We start from the raw sequence: 15,090 nt of genomic DNA on the forward strand, positions 1-15,090 counted from the left end.
CGGTCGCTATGCTATGGTTTTGTATCGATCACTAAAGAAAGGTGGAGGCGATGAGGACTGCCCTCGTCACGGGCGCGAGCAGGGGGATCGGCCGCGCCATCGCGCTGCGCCTGGCCAAGGACGGGTTCCGCGTGATCGTGAACTACGCCAGGGACGGCGCGGCCGCCCAGGAGGTCGTGGACTCGATCGGCGCGAACGCGGTCGCGGTTCGGGCCGACCTCGGCGTGCCGGAGGAGGTCACCGCGCTCGCGCAGCGGGTCAGGGCCGAGACGGACGTGCTCGACGTGCTGGTCAACAACGCCGGGATCGGCCTGTCCCAGCCGATCGGGGAGGTGACGCGGGCAGGCTACTCCCGCGTGTTCGCGGTCAATGTCGAGGGCCTGTTCTTCCTCACCCAGCAGGTGCTGCCGCTCATCCCCGACGGCGGCAGGATCGTCAACGTCACCTCGGGCGTGACTCGCATCGCCTTCCCCGAGGGCATCGCGTACGCGATGAGCAAGGGCGCGGTGCAGACGTTCACCCTGGCCCTGGCCAAGGAGCTGGGCCCGCGCGGGATCACGGTCAACAACGTCGCGCCCGGCATCATCGACACCGACACCAACGCCGGCTGGCTGCGCGGTGACCCCGAGGCGCGGGCATATGCGGCGAGCAGGCACGCGGTCAACCGCGTCGGCCACGCGGACGAGATCGCCGACGTGGTCGCCTTCGCCGCATCCCCCCAGGCCGGCTTCGTCACCGGCACCACGATCGACGCCACCGGCGGCGGAAACCTCTGAGGAGCCAGACAGACATGCCCATGGTCATCCACGACGGCGGCACCGTCCACTACGCGAAGGCGGGCAGCGGCCCCGGTCTCGTGATGGTGCACGGCACCGGCGGTGACGCCGTCACCAACTACGCCCACCTGGTCCCCGGCCTCGCCGATCTCCGCACGGTCATCACCCCCGACTACGCCGGCAGCGGCCACACCTTCGACCCCGGTGGCGACCTCACGCTCGACCTGCTCGCCGGCCAGGTGGCCGCCGCGTTCGAGGAGCCGTCCGACCTGGTCGGGTTCTCGCTGGGCGCCGCCGTGGCCGCCAAGGTCGCCGCCGACCGGCCCGAGCTGGTCAGGCGGCTGGTGCTGATCGCCGGCTGGACGCACCTGGCGGACTCGCGGCTGGAGATGGGCCTGCGTACGTGGGCGCGGCTGGCCGCCACCGACCCCGAGAGCTTCGCCGCGTACGGGCCGCTCGTGGGGTTCAGCCCCGGGTTCGTGAGCTCGGTGGGCGCCAGGACGCTGATGGCGGGCGAGCCCCCGCACGGCACCCTGCGCCAGATCGAGCTGGACCTGCGCGTGGACATCAGGGACCTGCTGCCGAAGATCACCGCGCCCACCTTGGTCATCGGCAACACCCGCGACTACCTGGTCCCGGTCGAGCACGCCCGCGCGATGCACGCGGCCGTCCCCGGCAGCGAGTACGCCGAGCTCGACAGCGGCCACGTCGTCCTGCACGAGCGCCCCGCGGAGGTCACGGCGCTGATCAGGGAGTTCATCACCCGCACATAGCCCTGTTTCACAGGTAGGAGGGCCCGCTCACCCGGTGCCTGAACGTCCACCACACCCACGCCTGGGCCGCCACCAGGAACGGGATCAGCGTCAGGACGACCGGCACCAGCAGCGGCCCCGACGTGCCGGGCTCCAGCGGCAGCCGGAGCCCGGCGAGCACCCCCACGACCACCAGCACCACCGAGGTCAGCGCGTAGGTGCGCCCCTCCCCGGCCCCGCCCGCGAGCACCGCGGCCCGCTCCCGCAGCGTCCCGCGCAGCCGCAGCGCCGCGAACGTCAGCCCGTGCGTGCCGAACAGCGCGGCCAGCACCAGCGCGGGCAGCAACGCCATCGGCCCCTCGATGCCGAGCAGCACGTGGGCCAGCAGCGCGCCCCAGCTCAGCGCCAGCCCCCAGCTCCCGGCCACGATCGCGCCGTCCCAGAACACCTGCCAGCGCGCCGCGGGCAGGCGCCCGCGCAGCCACAGCCCCATGTCCCGCACGACCCAGGCCAGCAGCAGCGTCACCACCACCGTGTGGTTGCCGTGCAGCAGCTCGCCCTCCAGCCGGGGGAACAGCCCGGCCAGCACGCCCGCCGTGGCCACCAGCCACACCTCGTTGCCCAGGAAGAACGGCGCGATCGCGGCGATCACCTCGCGCCGCTCGCCCGCCGACCGGCCCAGGTACGGCAGCGCCATGCCGACCCCGATGTCCGCGCCGGCCAGCACGAGGTAACCGATCGCGAAGAAGCCCAGAATGAAGATCTCCATGACAAGCGTCCCCTAGAACGAAGGAGCAGGAACGGGGGCGTCGACCGGCCGGTCGCCCAGCGCCACCGCGCCGGGCCCGCGCCGCGCCTGCCTGGCCAGCAGCCAGTAGTTGACCACGATCAGGATCGCGAACACCGTGACGAACGCCGTCAGCGAGAAGACCATCTGTCCCCCGGTCACCGGCGACATGGCGTCGGACGTCGTCAGCAGCCCGTACACCACCCACGGCTGGCGGCCCAGCTCGCGGAAGACCCAGCCGCACAACATGGCCACGAACGGCACGGGGATCATCAGCGTCAGCAGCCAGTGCCACGGCCGGAACCCCCGCACCGCCGGCCGGAAGAGCATGAGCAGGAAGCTCGGCAGCGCCACCAGCATCATCACCAGCCACAGCAGGATCATCGCCAGCCCGGCCGCCTTCACCAGGCCCACGTCCGGCAGGTAGTCCCCGGGCCCGAGCCTGGCCACCATCTCCGCCTGCGCGGCCGCCAGCCGTTCCGGGGTGCCCACCCACGCGGCGACCTTCGTGGGCTGCATGGTCTCGAACGACATCCCGCCGATCGCCGCGTTGACGAAGGTGGCGGGCAGCGCCAGGCCCACCCCGATGCGCAGCGACTTGCGGAACAGGTCCTGCTCGGCGGTGCGCCTGCGCAGGTGGTACGCGCTCACCCCGGCCATGAAGAACCCGCCGACGACCATCGCCCCGACCAGCACGTGCCAGAACGCCACCTGCGCCGCCGGGTTGGCCACCATGGCGCCGAAGTCCGTCAGCCGCAGCCGGCCGCCCTCCAGCACGTGCCCGACCGGGTTCTGCAGGAAGCCGTTGGCGACCATGATCCAGAACGCCGACGCGTACGCGGTCAGCGTCACCACCCAGATCAGCGCCAGGTGCGCCCACCGGTTCAGCTTGTTCCAGCCGAAGATCCACAACCCCAGGAACGTGGACTCGACGAAGAACGCCACCAGCGTCTCGATGGCCAGCGCCGACCCGAACACGTCGCCCGCGTACTCGGTCAGCCCGCTCCACGACAGCCCGAGCTGGAACTCCATCACCAGCCCGGTGACGATGCCCATCGCGTAGTTGATGATGTAGAGCTGGCCCCAGAACCGCGTCATCCGCAGGTGCACGGGGTCGCCGCCGAAGGTGGCGCGGGTCTGGACGACGGCGACCAGCGTCGCCAGCCCGAGCGTCAACGCCACGAACAGGAAGTGCGCGCCCGCCGTGAGCGCGAACTGCAGGCGGGCGAGGTCCACGATGTCCATACCGCAGACCCTCCCGGTACGGTCGTGCCCGCCGCGTCATGCCGGGGCGGGCACTCGACTTACATCCCGGGTCGCACGAGGCCGGCCGGCGTACGACTCAGGGAGTAAGCCAGCCCGGCGTGATCATGCCGGCCTCGTACGCGATGACCACGAGCTGCGCCCTGTCACGCACGCGCAGCTTGGTCATGATCCGGCTGACGTGCGTCTTCGCCGTGGCGGGGCTGAGCACGAGGCGGGCCGCGATCTCGTCGTTGGACAGGCCGGCGGCCACCAGCGTCATGACCTCGCGCTCCCGCTCGGTGAGCGCGTTCAGCTCGGGGCCCGGCTCCGGCCGCTTGACCCGGCCGGCGAACTCGGCGATCAGCCGCCGCGTGATCGAGGGCGCGATCAGCGCGTCGCCCCTGGCCACGACCCTGACGGCGTGGATCAGCTCGGCCGGCTCGGTGTCCTTGACCAGGAAGCCCCCCGCGCCCGCCCGCAGCGCGCCGTAGACGTAGTCGTCGAGGTCGAACGTGGTCAGGATGATCACCTTGACGCCGTCCAGCGCCGGGTCGCCCGCGATGCGGCGGGTGGCCTCCAGGCCGTCGAGCTCGGGCATGCGGATGTCCATGAGCACCACGTCCGGCCGGTGCTCGCGCGCCCCCGCGATCGCCTCCGCGCCGTTGGCGGCCTCGGCCACCACCTCGATGTCGTCCTCGTCGCTGAGTATGGACCGGAACCCGGCCCGTACCAGGGTCTGGTCGTCGGCGAGCAGTACGCGGATCATCGAGCCCCGTTCGTCGGCTGGGTCAGTGGCAGGCGGGCGGTGACGCGGAAGCCACCCTCGGGGCGGGGGCCGGCCTCCAGCGTGCCGCCGAGCGCGGTCGCGCGCTCGCGCATGCCCTGGATCCCGAAGCCGCTGCCCCCGTCGTACGTGGCGCCGGGCCCGTCGTCCTCCACGGTGATGATGACATGTCCAGCCTCGTTGGTGATCGCGAGGGTGGCGTGCTCCGTGCCCGAGTGGCGGGCGACGTTCGTCAGCGCCTCCCTGACGATGCGGGTGGCGGCCAGGTCCACCTCGGTCGGCAGGGCGTCGAGCGGCCCCGACAGCTCCGTACGCACCTTCAGCCCCGACGCCGCGACCAGCGTGTCCACCCGCGCCAGGCTGTCGGCGGGGGCGACCGGCGCGTCCTCGTCCACCTGGCGCAGCACGCCGAGGGTGGTCCGCAGCTCGCGCAGCGTCTCCTTGCTGGTCTCCTTGATCGTGCGCAGCGCCGCCTCGGCGTGCTCCGGCCGCTTCCTGATCCCGTGCAGCGCCGCGGACGCCTGCACGTTGATCATGGAGATGTTGTGCCCGAGCACGTCGTGCAGCTCCCTGGCGATGCGCAGCCGCTCCTCGCTGGCCCGCCGCCTGGCCTCCTCCTCCTTGGTCAGCAGGGCATCGAGCGCGTGCTGGCGGGCCTCGGACAGGTACGCGCGGCGGTTGCGGGTGACCCCGCCGAACGCGATGGAGGCGACCACCCACCCGGTGATCGAGACGAACGTGGCGTTGTCCACGTGCCGGATGCCGCCGGTCTCGCCGAACCCCATGGCCAGCAGCGCCGCCGCGCCCGTGGCGATGGCGGCGGTGAGATGGCCGCGGTCGGCCGCCGTGTAGAGGGTGACGAACAACATCACGATGAGCGGCCCGTCGGCCCCCGCGTACGGGTAGTAGGCGGCCACCGAGACCGCCACCACGATCAGCGCCGCGACCGGGTAGCGCTCCCGCGCCAGCAACGCGCCGCAGGCGACCACCGGCAGCACGACGTCCAGCGCGTTCAGCCGGCCGGAGCCGCCGACGGCGAACAAGGACCCGGCCAGCACGGCGATGATGGTCACGAGTGACACGATCGTGCCGGGCGAAAGCCTGCGCATGCCCCTTATTCTGTACGTTTGCGCACGCGGCCGGTTGACAGGGCCCGGTAATCGCGGCGGCACTTCTGGGTAGAGCCGTTGAATGAGTACAAAGGACGAACTACGGCGGGTCGAAGAGGACCTGACCCGGTTGCGAGCCGAGAACCAGGACGTGCGCGACCAGATCCGCGACATGGGCGCGACCGACCAGATCGAGGTCTCGGCGATGATCAGCCAGGCGGACGAGCAGGTCGAGCTGATCGCCCAGCTCGAACGCCGCCGCGACCGGCTGATCCAGCGGCTGGAGGAGGAGGGCGCCCGGTGAGGGGCGCCCATGAGCAGGTCAGCGAAGGGGCGCGCCGACCTCGTGCAGGTGTCTCAGCGCCTGCCCGTACGACTCGATGAGGCCGGTCTGGAGATAGTCGACGCCGATCTCCCTGCAGTAGCGCTCGACGATGGGCTGGGCCTTGCGCAGGTTCGGGGCCGGCATGTTGGGGAACAGGTGGTGCTCGATCTGGTAGTTGAGCTGGCCGAGCGCCACGTCGGTGAACAGGTTGCCGCGCACGTTGCGGGAGGTCAGCACCTGCTTGCGGAGGAAGTCCAGCTTGTCCTCCTTGGTGAGCACGGGCATTCCCTTGTGGTTCGGCGCGAACGTGGAGCCGAGATAGACCCCGAACAGCCCCTGGTGCACGGCGAGGAACAGCAACGCCTTGCCGAAGGGCAGCACGGTGAAGACCACGCCGAAGTAGAGCACGAAGTGGGCGATGAGCAGCGTCAGCTCCAGGCCGCGCCGCCTCGTCGTGGGCTGGAACAGCGCCTTGAAACTGGCGATGTGAAGGTGCCAGGCCTCCAGCGTGAGCAGCGGAAAGAACCAGAAGGCCTGATATTTCGCGATGAAGCGGGGCAGGCCGGTGCTCCGGGCGGCCTGGTCCTCCGACCAGACGATCACGGCCGGTGAGACGTCGGGGTCGTGGTCCTCGTGGTTGGGGTTGGCGTGGTGCTTGTTGTGCTTGGTGGTCCACCAGCCCCAGCCGAGACCGATGGCGAAGTTGCCGAGGATCAGGCCCACGACGTCGCTCGGCCGCCGCGTCCTGAAGACCTGCCGGTGCCCGAGGTCATGGGCGAGGAAGCCGAACTGGGCGAAGACCACGGCCAGCGCGGCTGCGACGAGAAGTTGCAACCAGGAGTCGCCCACCCAGATGAACAGGGCCCAGCCGCCGGCGTACACGACGGCCGCGATGCTCGTCCGGATGGCGTAATAAACGGGACGCCGGTCGAGGAGACCGGCGTCCGCGATGCGATGGGCTAGTCGGGCGAAGTCACTGCCTCGAGTGTCGATGCTGCCAGGACTGGCCACTGCTCTCCTTACCTCACGGTGCAAGTTGCCCTAACCATCGCGCATCCGCCGTCAAACCGGAAGCACGTAGCCTGGCGATGTGATCTACGTCAACACGCCCCTCACCTCCGGGATCCGCGAGGCCGTTGCCGCGACCTGGGGTGTCGGGGGAACGGCCGAGCGCCTGCACGGCGGAGAGGAATCCCCGCCTACCGCCTCGACGGTCACGTGATCAGGATCGGTCCAGAGGGGCGTGCCGTCGGCGAGCAGGGATGGTGCCATACGATCGCCCGGCACGCCGCCGTCACTCTACCCGAGGCCGTCGCCCCGCTAACCACCCCGGAGGAAACGACCGTCCTCGTGGTGGCGGGCCGTCCCACCTCCTGCTGGCCGTACGTCAAGGGCTCCTGGCCCGACTCCGACGTGCCCGCGCAGCGCGCGGCGGGCGCCCGCCTGCTGGCCAGGCTGCACACGGCGCTGTCCGGCTTCGACCCGGGCCCGCGCCCGGTGCCCGCCTTCCAGGAGCCCGGCCTGTACGGCGAGCCGCCCCAGAACGCCGCCGGGCTGGACGACCCCCGACCTCGACCGCTGGCCGGCGGACTTCCACCCCCGGCACCCGCAGCGGCCCCAGAATCCCGAAGTGCCCCGCCGTCACGCGCCCGTCGCCGAGCCACCACAGCGGATGGTCGAGCCCCATGCCGTCGGCCAGAGCGCAACCAGCCGGAGCGCAAAGTCAGGGGCAGCGGACGACCATGCCCGCGTAGGAGAGGTTGCCGCCGAAGCCGAACAGCAGCATCGGCGCCCCCTGCGGCACCTCCCCGCGCTCCAGCAGCTTGGACAGCGCCAGCGGCACGCTGGCCGCCGAGGTGTTCCCCGACTCCACCACGTCCCTGGCGACGATCGCGTTGACCGCGCCGAGCTTGTCGGCGATGGGCTCGATGATGCGCAGGTTCGCCTGGTGCAGGACCACCGCCGCCAGGTCCTGCGGCCGCACGCCGCTGCGCTCGCACGCCTGCCGGGCGATGGCGGGGAGCCGGGTGGTGGCCCAGCGGTAGACGGTCTGGCCGTCCTGGGAGAAGCGGGTCGGGGTGCCCTCGATGCGGACGGCCCGGCCCAGCTCCGGGGCCGAGCCCCAGACGACGGGGCCGATCCGCGCCTCCTCGGACGCGCTCACCACGGCGGCGCCAGCGCCGTCGCCCGTCAGCACGCAGGTGGTCCTGTCGGTCCAGTCGGTCACCGCGGTCATCTTGTCGGCGCCCACGACCAGGGCGTGGGTGGCGGCGCCCGCGCGGATGGCGTGGTCGGCCTGGGCCAGGGCGTGGGTGAAGCCGGAGCAGGAGGCGCCCAGGTCCATCAGGGCGCCGCCCGGCACGCCGAGCCGGGCCGCCACGCGGGAGGCGACGTTGGGGGCGCGCTCGGTCTGGGTGCAGGTGGCGACCAGCACGAGGTCGATGTCGGAGGCGTCCAGGCCGCTGCCGGCCAGCGCCTTGGCGGCGGCGTGCGTGGCCAGGTCGGCGACGCTCTCGCCGTCCTCGGCCACGTGCCTGGTGCGGATGCCGACCCGCTTGCTGATCCACTCGTCGCTGGTGTCCACCAGCTCCGCCAGATCGTCATTTGTCAGGATCTTGGCGGGTTGGTAGTGGCCTGTGGCGACAAGTCGTGATCCACTCATGCGGCGGACTATAGCAAGCGAACGTTCGGACGCTAAAGTGGCCCGCATGAACACTCCACCAACGGACGGAGGCCTCGCATGAGCCCGCGCAGGTCGGTCGCCGAGGCGCTGGGCACGCGGGCGGCCATCCTCGACCGCTCGGTGGCCATCGCCTCCATGGAAGGGCTCGAAGGGCTGACCATCGGCCGGCTCGCCACTGAGCTGGGCATGAGCAAGTCGGGCGTGCTCGGGCACTTCGGCACCAAGGAGGTGCTGCAGCTCGCCGTCCTGGACCGGGCCGGGGAGATCTTCCGGGCCGAGGTGTGGGAGCCCGCCCTGCCCGCCGCGCCGGGACTGGCGCGGTTGCGGGTGCTCTGCGAGGCGTGGATCTCGTACCTGGAGCGTCAGGTCTTTCCCGGCGGGTGCTTCTTCGTGGCGGCGGCGCACGAGTTCGACGGCCGGCCCGGGGCGGTGCGGGACGCGGTGGAGAGCCGGTTCGAGGCCTGGCGAGGGCGGCTGGGCAAGGAGGCGGGCCGGGCCGTGGACGCGGGGGAGCTGCCCCCGGGCACCGATCCGGAACAGGTCGTGTTCGAGTTGCTGGGCGTGGTCATGGCGTTGAACCACGCGATCCAGCTGCACGGCGACGAGCGGGCCGCCACCCGTGCCCGCCGTGCCGTGGAGTCGCGCCTGATGCCTGCCGGCTGGTCTTCCGCCTGACGCCTGCGGGCTGGTCTCCCGCCTGACGGTGGTCGGCGGGAGAGCGCCTGACTGCTGTGGCTACTGTGTCGAGAGACGGTCGAACAGGGCCAGTGCCGCCTGCCTGACCTCGTCCGGCGAGACGCCGTCCAGGGTCTGCCTGGCGTCGTCGATGTCGCGGGTGGTGGCCAGGGTGATGGCCACGGACGAGGCGGCGGCACGGTCGATCGATCCCGTCGGGGCGGCGTCGGCCAGTTGCTGGGCGCTCGCGGCGAGGTCGAGGTTGTCTCTCAACGGATCTCCTCGGGTGAAGACGGTTCGGCCCATTGCATCACTTGACATCGTGCCGCATCCACCATTCGGTGAATTCCCGGCATCGCCCGTCGGGAGCGAACCGTATCACCCAGAGGTTGCTGTACGTTTTGTCCGGGTATGTCGTGACTCCTTGGATGACGCTCACGTCCTCCGTCACGCTCACCGGATGCCACTCGAATGTGGCCTCACCTGGCTTGTCCTGTCGCCCCAGCCACTCGCGGACGATGTCGTCCTTACCCTGCCACGGCGAGCTGTACGGCTCGGTGTAGTAGACCGCGTCGTCGGTGAACAGGGCGGCGATGTCGTCGGGATCGTTGGAGTTCCACGCGCGTACGTAGCCCTCGATCCACGGATGCGGCTGGACCATGGGGTCATCCTCTCAGTGGGTCGTGACCCACGGACATGAGCTCGCGCCGCGAGTCGTCGTCCGTACGGTCGCCCATGGTCTCGACAAGCTCCACGACCTGGCGCATCACGTCGAGATCGCTCTTGGTGAGGTCGCCCTTCCGCTTGCTCAGGACATGCAGCACACCCCGCCCCAGCTCGTCGATCCCCAGGTCGGGGTCGGGCGGGAAGCCCTCCTCGTCGGAGGCCTCGGCGAGCAGGTACGAGCGCAGTTCCTCGGAGTTCATGTTGACCGCCCGATGGAACTCGTTCCAGAGCATGTCGGTGTCGAAACCCTCAGTCATATCGCCCGCCCTACCCGCCACGTCCCGCGTTACGCACCCGTCACCCCACGCCGTCGGCGAGCTTGGCCACCGTGTCGGCGACGCGTCGTTGCCGGGTCTCGGGTCCGGTAGGGGAGTCGTCTGGTGAAGAGAGGAGAAGCCGACAAAAAAAGTCGTCAACTGTCATGGTTACGATTCGCTGAATTTCGTATCTCGTTTAGGTATGGAGGTACTCAGGGCGTACGTCCCCGCCTCAGTAACCATGGAGTCGCCCCGGCGCGGGGGACGCAGGGGCGGCTCCCCGTAAAGGGATGGGTGCCGCGAGGAGGGGACGGCACGTGTCACGGGCCTGGACGGGCGGTCTGCCAGCCGCGGTCCCCGCCCGTGACACGTGCCGGACGGGCCTGGAGCCGGACGGCGTGGAGCACGACGGGCCTGGAGCCGGGCGGCCGCGGAGCCGGGCGGGCCTGGAGGCCGGGAGCTGCGGCTACTGCGTGCCGGAGGGGGCGGGCCCGGTGCTGCCGCGCGGCGTGAGGATGGCGGCCTGATCCTCGTACGGCGGCACGTCCTCGCCCGCGATCAGCGCGAGCAGCCGCTGCGCGGCGTGGGCGCCGTAGGCCGGGATGTCGCGGGTGAGCGCCGTCAGCGGCGGCCGCACCACCTGGGCCAGCGGCGAGTCGTCCCAGGCCACGATGGACAGGTCGCGGGGCACCTCCACCCGCATCTCCTGCGCCACCGACAGGCCGGCCACGGCCATGATGTCGTTGTCGTAGACGATGGCGGTGGGCCGGTCGGGCGAGCTCAGCAGCCGCCTGGTGGCCCTGGCGCCCTCCTCGCCGGTGTAGTCGGTGTGCACGATGACGTGCTCGGCCACGCCCTCGCACGCCTGCCTGAACGCCTGGTCGCGGACCGTCGTGTGGACCAGCTCCGGCAGCCCGGCCACCCGCGCGATGCGGCGGTGCCCCAGCGCCACCAGGTACCCGACGGTCTCGCGCACGGCCTCGCCCTCCTCCGACCAGATGGCCGACAGCGAGCCCGACTGGGAGGGATGGCCGATCACCACGGCCGGCATGCCGAGCCGTTCCAGCTCGGCCACGCGGGAGTCGTCGTAGTGCAGGTCCACCAGGAACACCCCGTCGATGCGGCTCTCGCCCCACCAGTGGCGGTAGACCTCGCTCTCCTGCTGGTGGCTGGTGACGACCTGGAGCAGCAGCGCGTACGAGCGGTCGGCGAGCACGCCCTCGATGCCGCTGATCAGCTCCATGAAGAACGGCTCGACGCCCAGGATGCGCGCGGGCCGGCAGAGCGCGAGGCCCACGCAGTTGGCGCGGGCGCCGTTGAGGGCGCGGGCCGCGCTGTTGGGCCGCCAGCCGATCTCGTCGGCGATGGCGACGATCCTGGCCCGCGTCGCCTCCGACACGCCCGGCTGCCCGTTGAGCGCGTAGGAGACCGCCACCTTGGACACTCCCGCCCGGCTGGCGATGTCGGCGATCGTCGGTCGCTTCACGGACTCCCTCTCTGAACCGGATAACCCTCCATACTGTAGGTCACCCCGCCCTCCTGACATGGTGCCCGCCCGCCCGGGGCGTTAACCGCTTAAGTCGCGTGCCAGGGTTTCGCGTCCTGCGTCTCCTTGGCGGACTCGGCCACGCGCAGCGCGTACGTCGGCCGCTCCGCCCCCTCCACCGGCCCCAGGTACGTGTGCCCGGTCAGATGGCACCACGCCGGCAGGTCCACGGGGGCGGCGGGGTCGGTGGCGATCAGATGGATCACGGCGCCCGGCCCGGCGGCGCGTACGTGGGCGCGCAACTCGATGAGCAGCTGCACGCACAGCTTGCCGGCGCCGTCGACCACGAGATCAGGCATGTGTATAGGAAACCACCACTCCAGCCCCGCCTGCGCCGGGGCCCTCAGCGGACGGAGCAGATCGCGTCCTCGATCACCCGGGTGACCGCCTCGGGATGCGAGACGAGGGTCAGGTGCGAGCCGCCGGCGAACTCGGTGACCTTGGAGCGGGCCCGCTCGGCCATGGCCCGCTGCGAGGCAGGAACGATGATCTTGTCGCCGGTGGCGATGAAGTACCAGGAGGGGATCGCCTGCCACGCCGCGGCCTTCGACGGGGTCGTGAACGCGGCCGTGGAGGCCGCCCGCTGGGTCGCCCAGAGCTGGTGGGCGGTGTCCCTGGGCAGGTCGGAGGCGAAGGAGCGGACGAAGACGTCCCGTTTCAGGTAGAGGTCGGCCGCATCGCCTGCAGCACCGGGGTAGGCGGCCCGGTCGTACAGGGTGGCCGGGTCGCCGCCGAGGGCCGAGCCGGAGCCGCTGAGCTGCGCGGTCGTCTCGCCGACGGCGGGCGCCGCCGCGTTGACGTACACGAGGGCCTTGACGTCCGGGTCGCCCGCGGCGGCATTGGTGATCACCGAGCCGCCGTAGGAGTGGCCGACGAGGACGACGGGGCCGGAGAGCGTGCGCAGGAAGTCGCGCACGGTCCCCGCGTCGCCGGTCAGGCCGCGCAGCGGGTTGCCCACCGCACGCACGAGGTGACCCGACTGCTGCAGCGCCCGGATCTCGCCGCTCCAGCTCGAGGTGTCGGCCCAGGCGCCGTGGACCAGCACGACGGTGGGCTTGGTGGTGCCGGACGCAGGGCACGGGGCCCGCCGCTCCGCGGAGGCCGGCGCCACGGCGGTGGCGGACGCCAGCACCAGGACGCAGGCCGGAACGCTGAATCGCGTCATACCCGCTCACCTCCGAACGAATGCGTTCTTCTCAGGCTGCCAGCAGCCGCCTCCAGAGCTGGTGGTGCGGCCGTCAAACGACCGCTCCGGCCAGGTAAAGGCCGCAGCGTCCCGGTCAGGACCGGGCAGCGGAACCGGCTCTCAGGAGGGGGACGCTCATGCCGGCCATCAGGAAGGGACGCTCATGCCGGCCATCAGGAAGGGACGCTCATGCCGACCGTCAAGAAGGAACGCTCATGCCGGTCGTCAGGAGCGGGAGCATGACCTCGACGCGGGTGCCCGCCCCGGGCTCCCCGGTCACCACGCAGATGCCGCCCAGCTCGGCCGCCCGCTCCCGCATCGAGCCCAGCCCCACGCCCGCGCGGTGCGACGCGGGCAGCCCCTTGCCGTCGTCGGCGATCAGCACCCGCAGCATCGGCTCCTCCCGCTGCAGGACGATCCTGCCCCGCGACGCCTCGGCGTGCCGGCGGATGTTGGTCAGTGCCTCCTGGACGATGCGGTAGACGGCCACCTCGACGGCCGCGGGCAGGTCCGCCAGGTCCCCCTCGACCTCCACCTCGATCTCGGTGCCGGGCGAGGACTGCCCGGCCAGGTCGCGTACCGCGCGGGCCAGGCCGAGGTCGTCGAGCGCGGGCGGGCGCAGGCCGTACACGAGCTCGCGGATGTCCCCGGTGACGGCGCTCATGCCCGCGTGCAGCTCGCGCAGCAGCTCGTCGGCGGCCTCCGGGGAGTTCTTCAGGCTCAGGCGGGCCATGTTGATGGTCATCGCCATGGCCGAGAGGGTCTGGCCGAGGCCGTCGTGCAGGTCGCGGCGCAGGCGGCGGCGCTCCTCCTCCCTGGCCGTCAGGATGCGCTCGCGCGAGCGCTGCAGGTCCGCCGCCATGCGTACCGCGTGCGCCACGTCGGCGGCGTACGGGGTGAGCGTGGCCAGCACGCGCTCGTTGTGCGCGGCGGGGAAGCGGCGCGGCCCGGGCGGGCCGACGAGCAGTCGGCCGACCCGCGCCCCGTGCCAGACCAGCGGCACCTCCCGCGGTCCGGTCCCGACGCGGCCGCTCTCCACGTAGCGGGGCTCGCCGTCGGCCACCTCCACGGCCACGCCCTCGACCGCCAGCCCGTCGCGCAGCACGCTCACCACCGAGGTCAGCGCCCTGGCCGGGTCGGCGCCGCGTACGGCCTGCGTCAGCCGCTCGGCCAGCACGCCGGGGTCGCCGACCGCGCCGTACAGCAGCCGGTCCACGGCCCGCTGCAACGCCCGCCGCAGCGGCTGGAAGAACGCGCCGGCGAACAGCGCGGCCGCGACTCCGGCCACCTGGTGGTAGCCGGAGACGACCAGGCTCGACAGCGTGCCCGCGCCGAAGTAGACGAGGCTGACCACGACGACCACGCCGGCCGCCACGATGGCGCGGCTGATGACGGTGTCGATCCCGTAGAGCCGGTAGCGCATCACGGAGAACGCCACCGCGAACGGGATGGCCGCCGCCCAGGCGATGGCCGGCCACATGAACACCGGCCAGATCGCGCCCAGGACCAGGAAGAAGATGTACCCGGCGAACGCGAGCAGCGGCCAGCCGATCTGCCGCCGCCCGACCGGATCGGCCCGCCGCATCCGCACCGCCATCGACAGGGCGGCGAGCGCCATCGCGGTGTAGATGCCCGCCCAGCTCACGATCGTGAGCACGTCCATGTACGGGGCCAGCGCCGGCACCCGCAGCGGATTGGGGATCACCGCGGGCAACCCCGACACGCTGGTCGGCGGCGGCACCCTGAGCAGGTACCGCACGGTCGCGGCGGTGATCGCGACGCAGCCCAGCCACAGGGCGGGCCGCCAGCGCCTGGAGGGCAGGCGGCCGTCAGGCGAGTACAGCGGCAGCACCATCGTGAGCGCCAGCCCGCACACCGCCCACCCGAGCTGGGCCGGCACCCGCATCCACCCCGCCAGGAGCGGCTCCCCGTCGGCGGCCAGGCGGAACATCAGCCCGCTGGACAGGTCGCTGACGGCCGCCGCCAGGCCGCCGGCGCACATGAGCCAGGCCATGTTCAGCCGGGGCCGGTGGTAGATGAGGAAGGCGCCGACCGCCGGGAAGGTGAAGGTGACGGCCGTCTGCGGGCTCACCGTCCTGTCGGGCTCCCACTCGGCGGGCAGCCCGGCCCAGACCAGGAACGCGGCCAGGGACAGCAGCGGTGAGGCCACCGCCATGGCGGACGCGACGACGACCCGGCCCGTCAGGTGGGTGGGCTTGTTCCCGGCGAGTTCGGCCAT

At 71.7% G+C, this 15,090-nt stretch carries 18 protein-coding genes; 5 read left to right on the top strand and 13 right to left on the bottom strand.

Going from position 1 to position 15,090, the window contains the following annotated elements:
- Positions 1-50 precede the first annotated feature (50 nt).
- Together AB0I79_RS56330 and AB0I79_RS56335 are read left to right on the top strand one after the other, a co-directional pair.
- Entirely contained in the window at positions 51-776 is a 726-nt protein-coding gene (locus AB0I79_RS56330; RefSeq protein ID WP_357893071.1) for an SDR family oxidoreductase, read from the top strand.
- 14 nt (positions 777-790) lie between these two features.
- Positions 791-1,549 (top strand): alpha/beta hydrolase, encoded by a 759-nt coding sequence (locus AB0I79_RS56335; protein WP_357893073.1) that lies wholly within the window; start codon positions 791-793, stop codon positions 1,547-1,549.
- Between the two features lie 7 nt (positions 1,550-1,556).
- On the opposite strand, the gene AB0I79_RS56340 is transcribed toward AB0I79_RS56335, so the two are convergent.
- The 4 genes from AB0I79_RS56340 to AB0I79_RS56355 all read right to left on the bottom strand — a co-directional run bounded on the left by AB0I79_RS56340 (position 1,557) and on the right by AB0I79_RS56355 (position 5,453).
- On the bottom strand, positions 1,557-2,297 hold the full coding sequence (locus AB0I79_RS56340; protein WP_357893075.1) for a cytochrome d ubiquinol oxidase subunit II: 741 nt from the start codon (positions 2,295-2,297) through the stop codon (positions 1,557-1,559).
- Positions 2,298-2,309: 12 nt separating this feature from the next.
- Positions 2,310-3,560, bottom strand: coding sequence for a cytochrome ubiquinol oxidase subunit I (locus tag AB0I79_RS56345; RefSeq protein WP_357893077.1), 1,251 nt, complete (start codon positions 3,558-3,560; stop codon positions 2,310-2,312).
- Between the two features lie 97 nt (positions 3,561-3,657).
- The gene (locus AB0I79_RS56350) at positions 3,658-4,326 is read right to left on the bottom strand and encodes a response regulator transcription factor (RefSeq protein WP_357893079.1); all 669 of its coding nucleotides are present in this window, start codon (positions 4,324-4,326) and stop codon (positions 3,658-3,660) included.
- Entirely contained in the window at positions 4,323-5,453 is a 1,131-nt protein-coding gene (locus AB0I79_RS56355; protein WP_357893080.1) for a sensor histidine kinase, read from the bottom strand. The genes AB0I79_RS56350 and AB0I79_RS56355 overlap by 4 nt, the downstream gene beginning before the upstream one ends.
- Positions 5,454-5,535: 82 nt before the next feature.
- Between AB0I79_RS56355 and AB0I79_RS56360 the strand changes: the two genes are divergently transcribed.
- Complete coding sequence (locus AB0I79_RS56360; protein WP_357893082.1) at positions 5,536-5,757, top strand: hypothetical protein; 222 nt, start codon at positions 5,536-5,538, stop codon at positions 5,755-5,757.
- Between the two features lie 18 nt (positions 5,758-5,775).
- On the opposite strand, the gene AB0I79_RS56365 is transcribed toward AB0I79_RS56360, so the two are convergent.
- Positions 5,776-6,789 (bottom strand): acyl-CoA desaturase, encoded by a 1,014-nt coding sequence (locus tag AB0I79_RS56365; RefSeq protein ID WP_357893084.1) that lies wholly within the window; start codon positions 6,787-6,789, stop codon positions 5,776-5,778.
- A gap of 79 nt (positions 6,790-6,868) precedes the next feature.
- Here AB0I79_RS56365 and AB0I79_RS56370 point away from each other — a divergent pair, with 79 nt between their 5' ends.
- On the top strand, positions 6,869-7,000 hold the full coding sequence (locus AB0I79_RS56370) for a hypothetical protein (protein ID WP_357893086.1): 132 nt from the start codon (positions 6,869-6,871) through the stop codon (positions 6,998-7,000).
- Between the two features lie 501 nt (positions 7,001-7,501).
- On the opposite strand, the gene AB0I79_RS56375 is transcribed toward AB0I79_RS56370, so the two are convergent.
- Positions 7,502-8,440: a beta-ketoacyl-ACP synthase III gene (locus AB0I79_RS56375; protein ID WP_357893088.1), complete on the bottom strand. Its 939-nt coding sequence runs from the start codon at positions 8,438-8,440 to the stop codon at positions 7,502-7,504.
- A gap of 78 nt (positions 8,441-8,518) precedes the next feature.
- Here AB0I79_RS56375 and AB0I79_RS56380 point away from each other — a divergent pair, with 78 nt between their 5' ends.
- Positions 8,519-9,136, top strand: coding sequence for a TetR/AcrR family transcriptional regulator (locus AB0I79_RS56380; protein WP_357893089.1), 618 nt, complete (start codon positions 8,519-8,521; stop codon positions 9,134-9,136).
- A 60-nt stretch (positions 9,137-9,196) separates the two neighbouring features.
- Here AB0I79_RS56380 and AB0I79_RS56385 read toward each other — a convergent pair whose 3' ends face one another.
- The 7 genes from AB0I79_RS56385 to AB0I79_RS56415 form a co-directional block, all read right to left on the bottom strand.
- Positions 9,197-9,409, bottom strand: coding sequence for a hypothetical protein (locus AB0I79_RS56385; protein WP_357893091.1), 213 nt, complete (start codon positions 9,407-9,409; stop codon positions 9,197-9,199).
- 37 nt (positions 9,410-9,446) lie between these two features.
- Complete coding sequence (locus AB0I79_RS56390) at positions 9,447-9,797, bottom strand: nuclear transport factor 2 family protein (RefSeq protein WP_357893093.1); 351 nt, start codon at positions 9,795-9,797, stop codon at positions 9,447-9,449.
- Between the two features lie 4 nt (positions 9,798-9,801).
- Entirely contained in the window at positions 9,802-10,119 is a 318-nt protein-coding gene (locus AB0I79_RS56395) for a DUF3140 domain-containing protein (protein WP_357893095.1), read from the bottom strand.
- Between the two features lie 466 nt (positions 10,120-10,585).
- Positions 10,586-11,605, bottom strand: coding sequence for a LacI family DNA-binding transcriptional regulator (locus AB0I79_RS56400; RefSeq protein WP_357893097.1), 1,020 nt, complete (start codon positions 11,603-11,605; stop codon positions 10,586-10,588).
- Positions 11,606-11,694: 89 nt separating this feature from the next.
- Complete coding sequence (locus AB0I79_RS56405) at positions 11,695-11,964, bottom strand: sulfurtransferase TusA family protein (protein ID WP_357893099.1); 270 nt, start codon at positions 11,962-11,964, stop codon at positions 11,695-11,697.
- Between the two features lie 44 nt (positions 11,965-12,008).
- Positions 12,009-12,830, bottom strand: a complete 822-nt coding sequence (locus AB0I79_RS56410) for an alpha/beta hydrolase (RefSeq protein ID WP_357893100.1) — start codon at positions 12,828-12,830, stop codon at positions 12,009-12,011.
- 220 nt (positions 12,831-13,050) lie between these two features.
- The gene (locus AB0I79_RS56415; RefSeq protein ID WP_357893101.1) at positions 13,051-15,090 is read right to left on the bottom strand and encodes a sensor histidine kinase; all 2,040 of its coding nucleotides are present in this window, start codon (positions 15,088-15,090) and stop codon (positions 13,051-13,053) included.

Origin of the sequence: Nonomuraea sp. NPDC050202 (assembly GCF_040656115.1) — a bacterium.
Classification (GTDB): domain Bacteria; phylum Actinomycetota; class Actinomycetes; order Streptosporangiales; family Streptosporangiaceae; genus Nonomuraea.

Coding starts and splice junctions, on each gene's coding strand:
- AB0I79_RS56330 (WP_357893071.1), top strand. CDS start 51: ATGAGGACTGCCCTCGTCACGGGCGCGAGCAGGGGGATCGGCCGCGCC.
- AB0I79_RS56335 (WP_357893073.1), top strand. CDS start 791: ATGCCCATGGTCATCCACGACGGCGGCACCGTCCACTACGCGAAGGCG.
- AB0I79_RS56340 (WP_357893075.1), bottom strand. CDS start 2,297: ATGGAGATCTTCATTCTGGGCTTCTTCGCGATCGGTTACCTCGTGCTG.
- AB0I79_RS56345 (WP_357893077.1), bottom strand. CDS start 3,560: ATGGACATCGTGGACCTCGCCCGCCTGCAGTTCGCGCTCACGGCGGGC.
- AB0I79_RS56350 (WP_357893079.1), bottom strand. CDS start 4,326: ATGATCCGCGTACTGCTCGCCGACGACCAGACCCTGGTACGGGCCGGG.
- AB0I79_RS56355 (WP_357893080.1), bottom strand. CDS start 5,453: ATGCGCAGGCTTTCGCCCGGCACGATCGTGTCACTCGTGACCATCATC.
- AB0I79_RS56360 (WP_357893082.1), top strand. CDS start 5,536: ATGAGTACAAAGGACGAACTACGGCGGGTCGAAGAGGACCTGACCCGG.
- AB0I79_RS56375 (WP_357893088.1), bottom strand. CDS start 8,440: ATGAGTGGATCACGACTTGTCGCCACAGGCCACTACCAACCCGCCAAG.
- AB0I79_RS56380 (WP_357893089.1), top strand. CDS start 8,519: ATGAGCCCGCGCAGGTCGGTCGCCGAGGCGCTGGGCACGCGGGCGGCC.
- AB0I79_RS56390 (WP_357893093.1), bottom strand. CDS start 9,797: ATGGTCCAGCCGCATCCGTGGATCGAGGGCTACGTACGCGCGTGGAAC.
- AB0I79_RS56395 (WP_357893095.1), bottom strand. CDS start 10,119: ATGACTGAGGGTTTCGACACCGACATGCTCTGGAACGAGTTCCATCGG.
- AB0I79_RS56405 (WP_357893099.1), bottom strand. CDS start 11,964: ATGCCTGATCTCGTGGTCGACGGCGCCGGCAAGCTGTGCGTGCAGCTG.
- AB0I79_RS56410 (WP_357893100.1), bottom strand. CDS start 12,830: ATGACGCGATTCAGCGTTCCGGCCTGCGTCCTGGTGCTGGCGTCCGCC.
- AB0I79_RS56415 (WP_357893101.1), bottom strand. CDS start 15,090: ATGGCCGAACTCGCCGGGAACAAGCCCACCCACCTGACGGGCCGGGTC.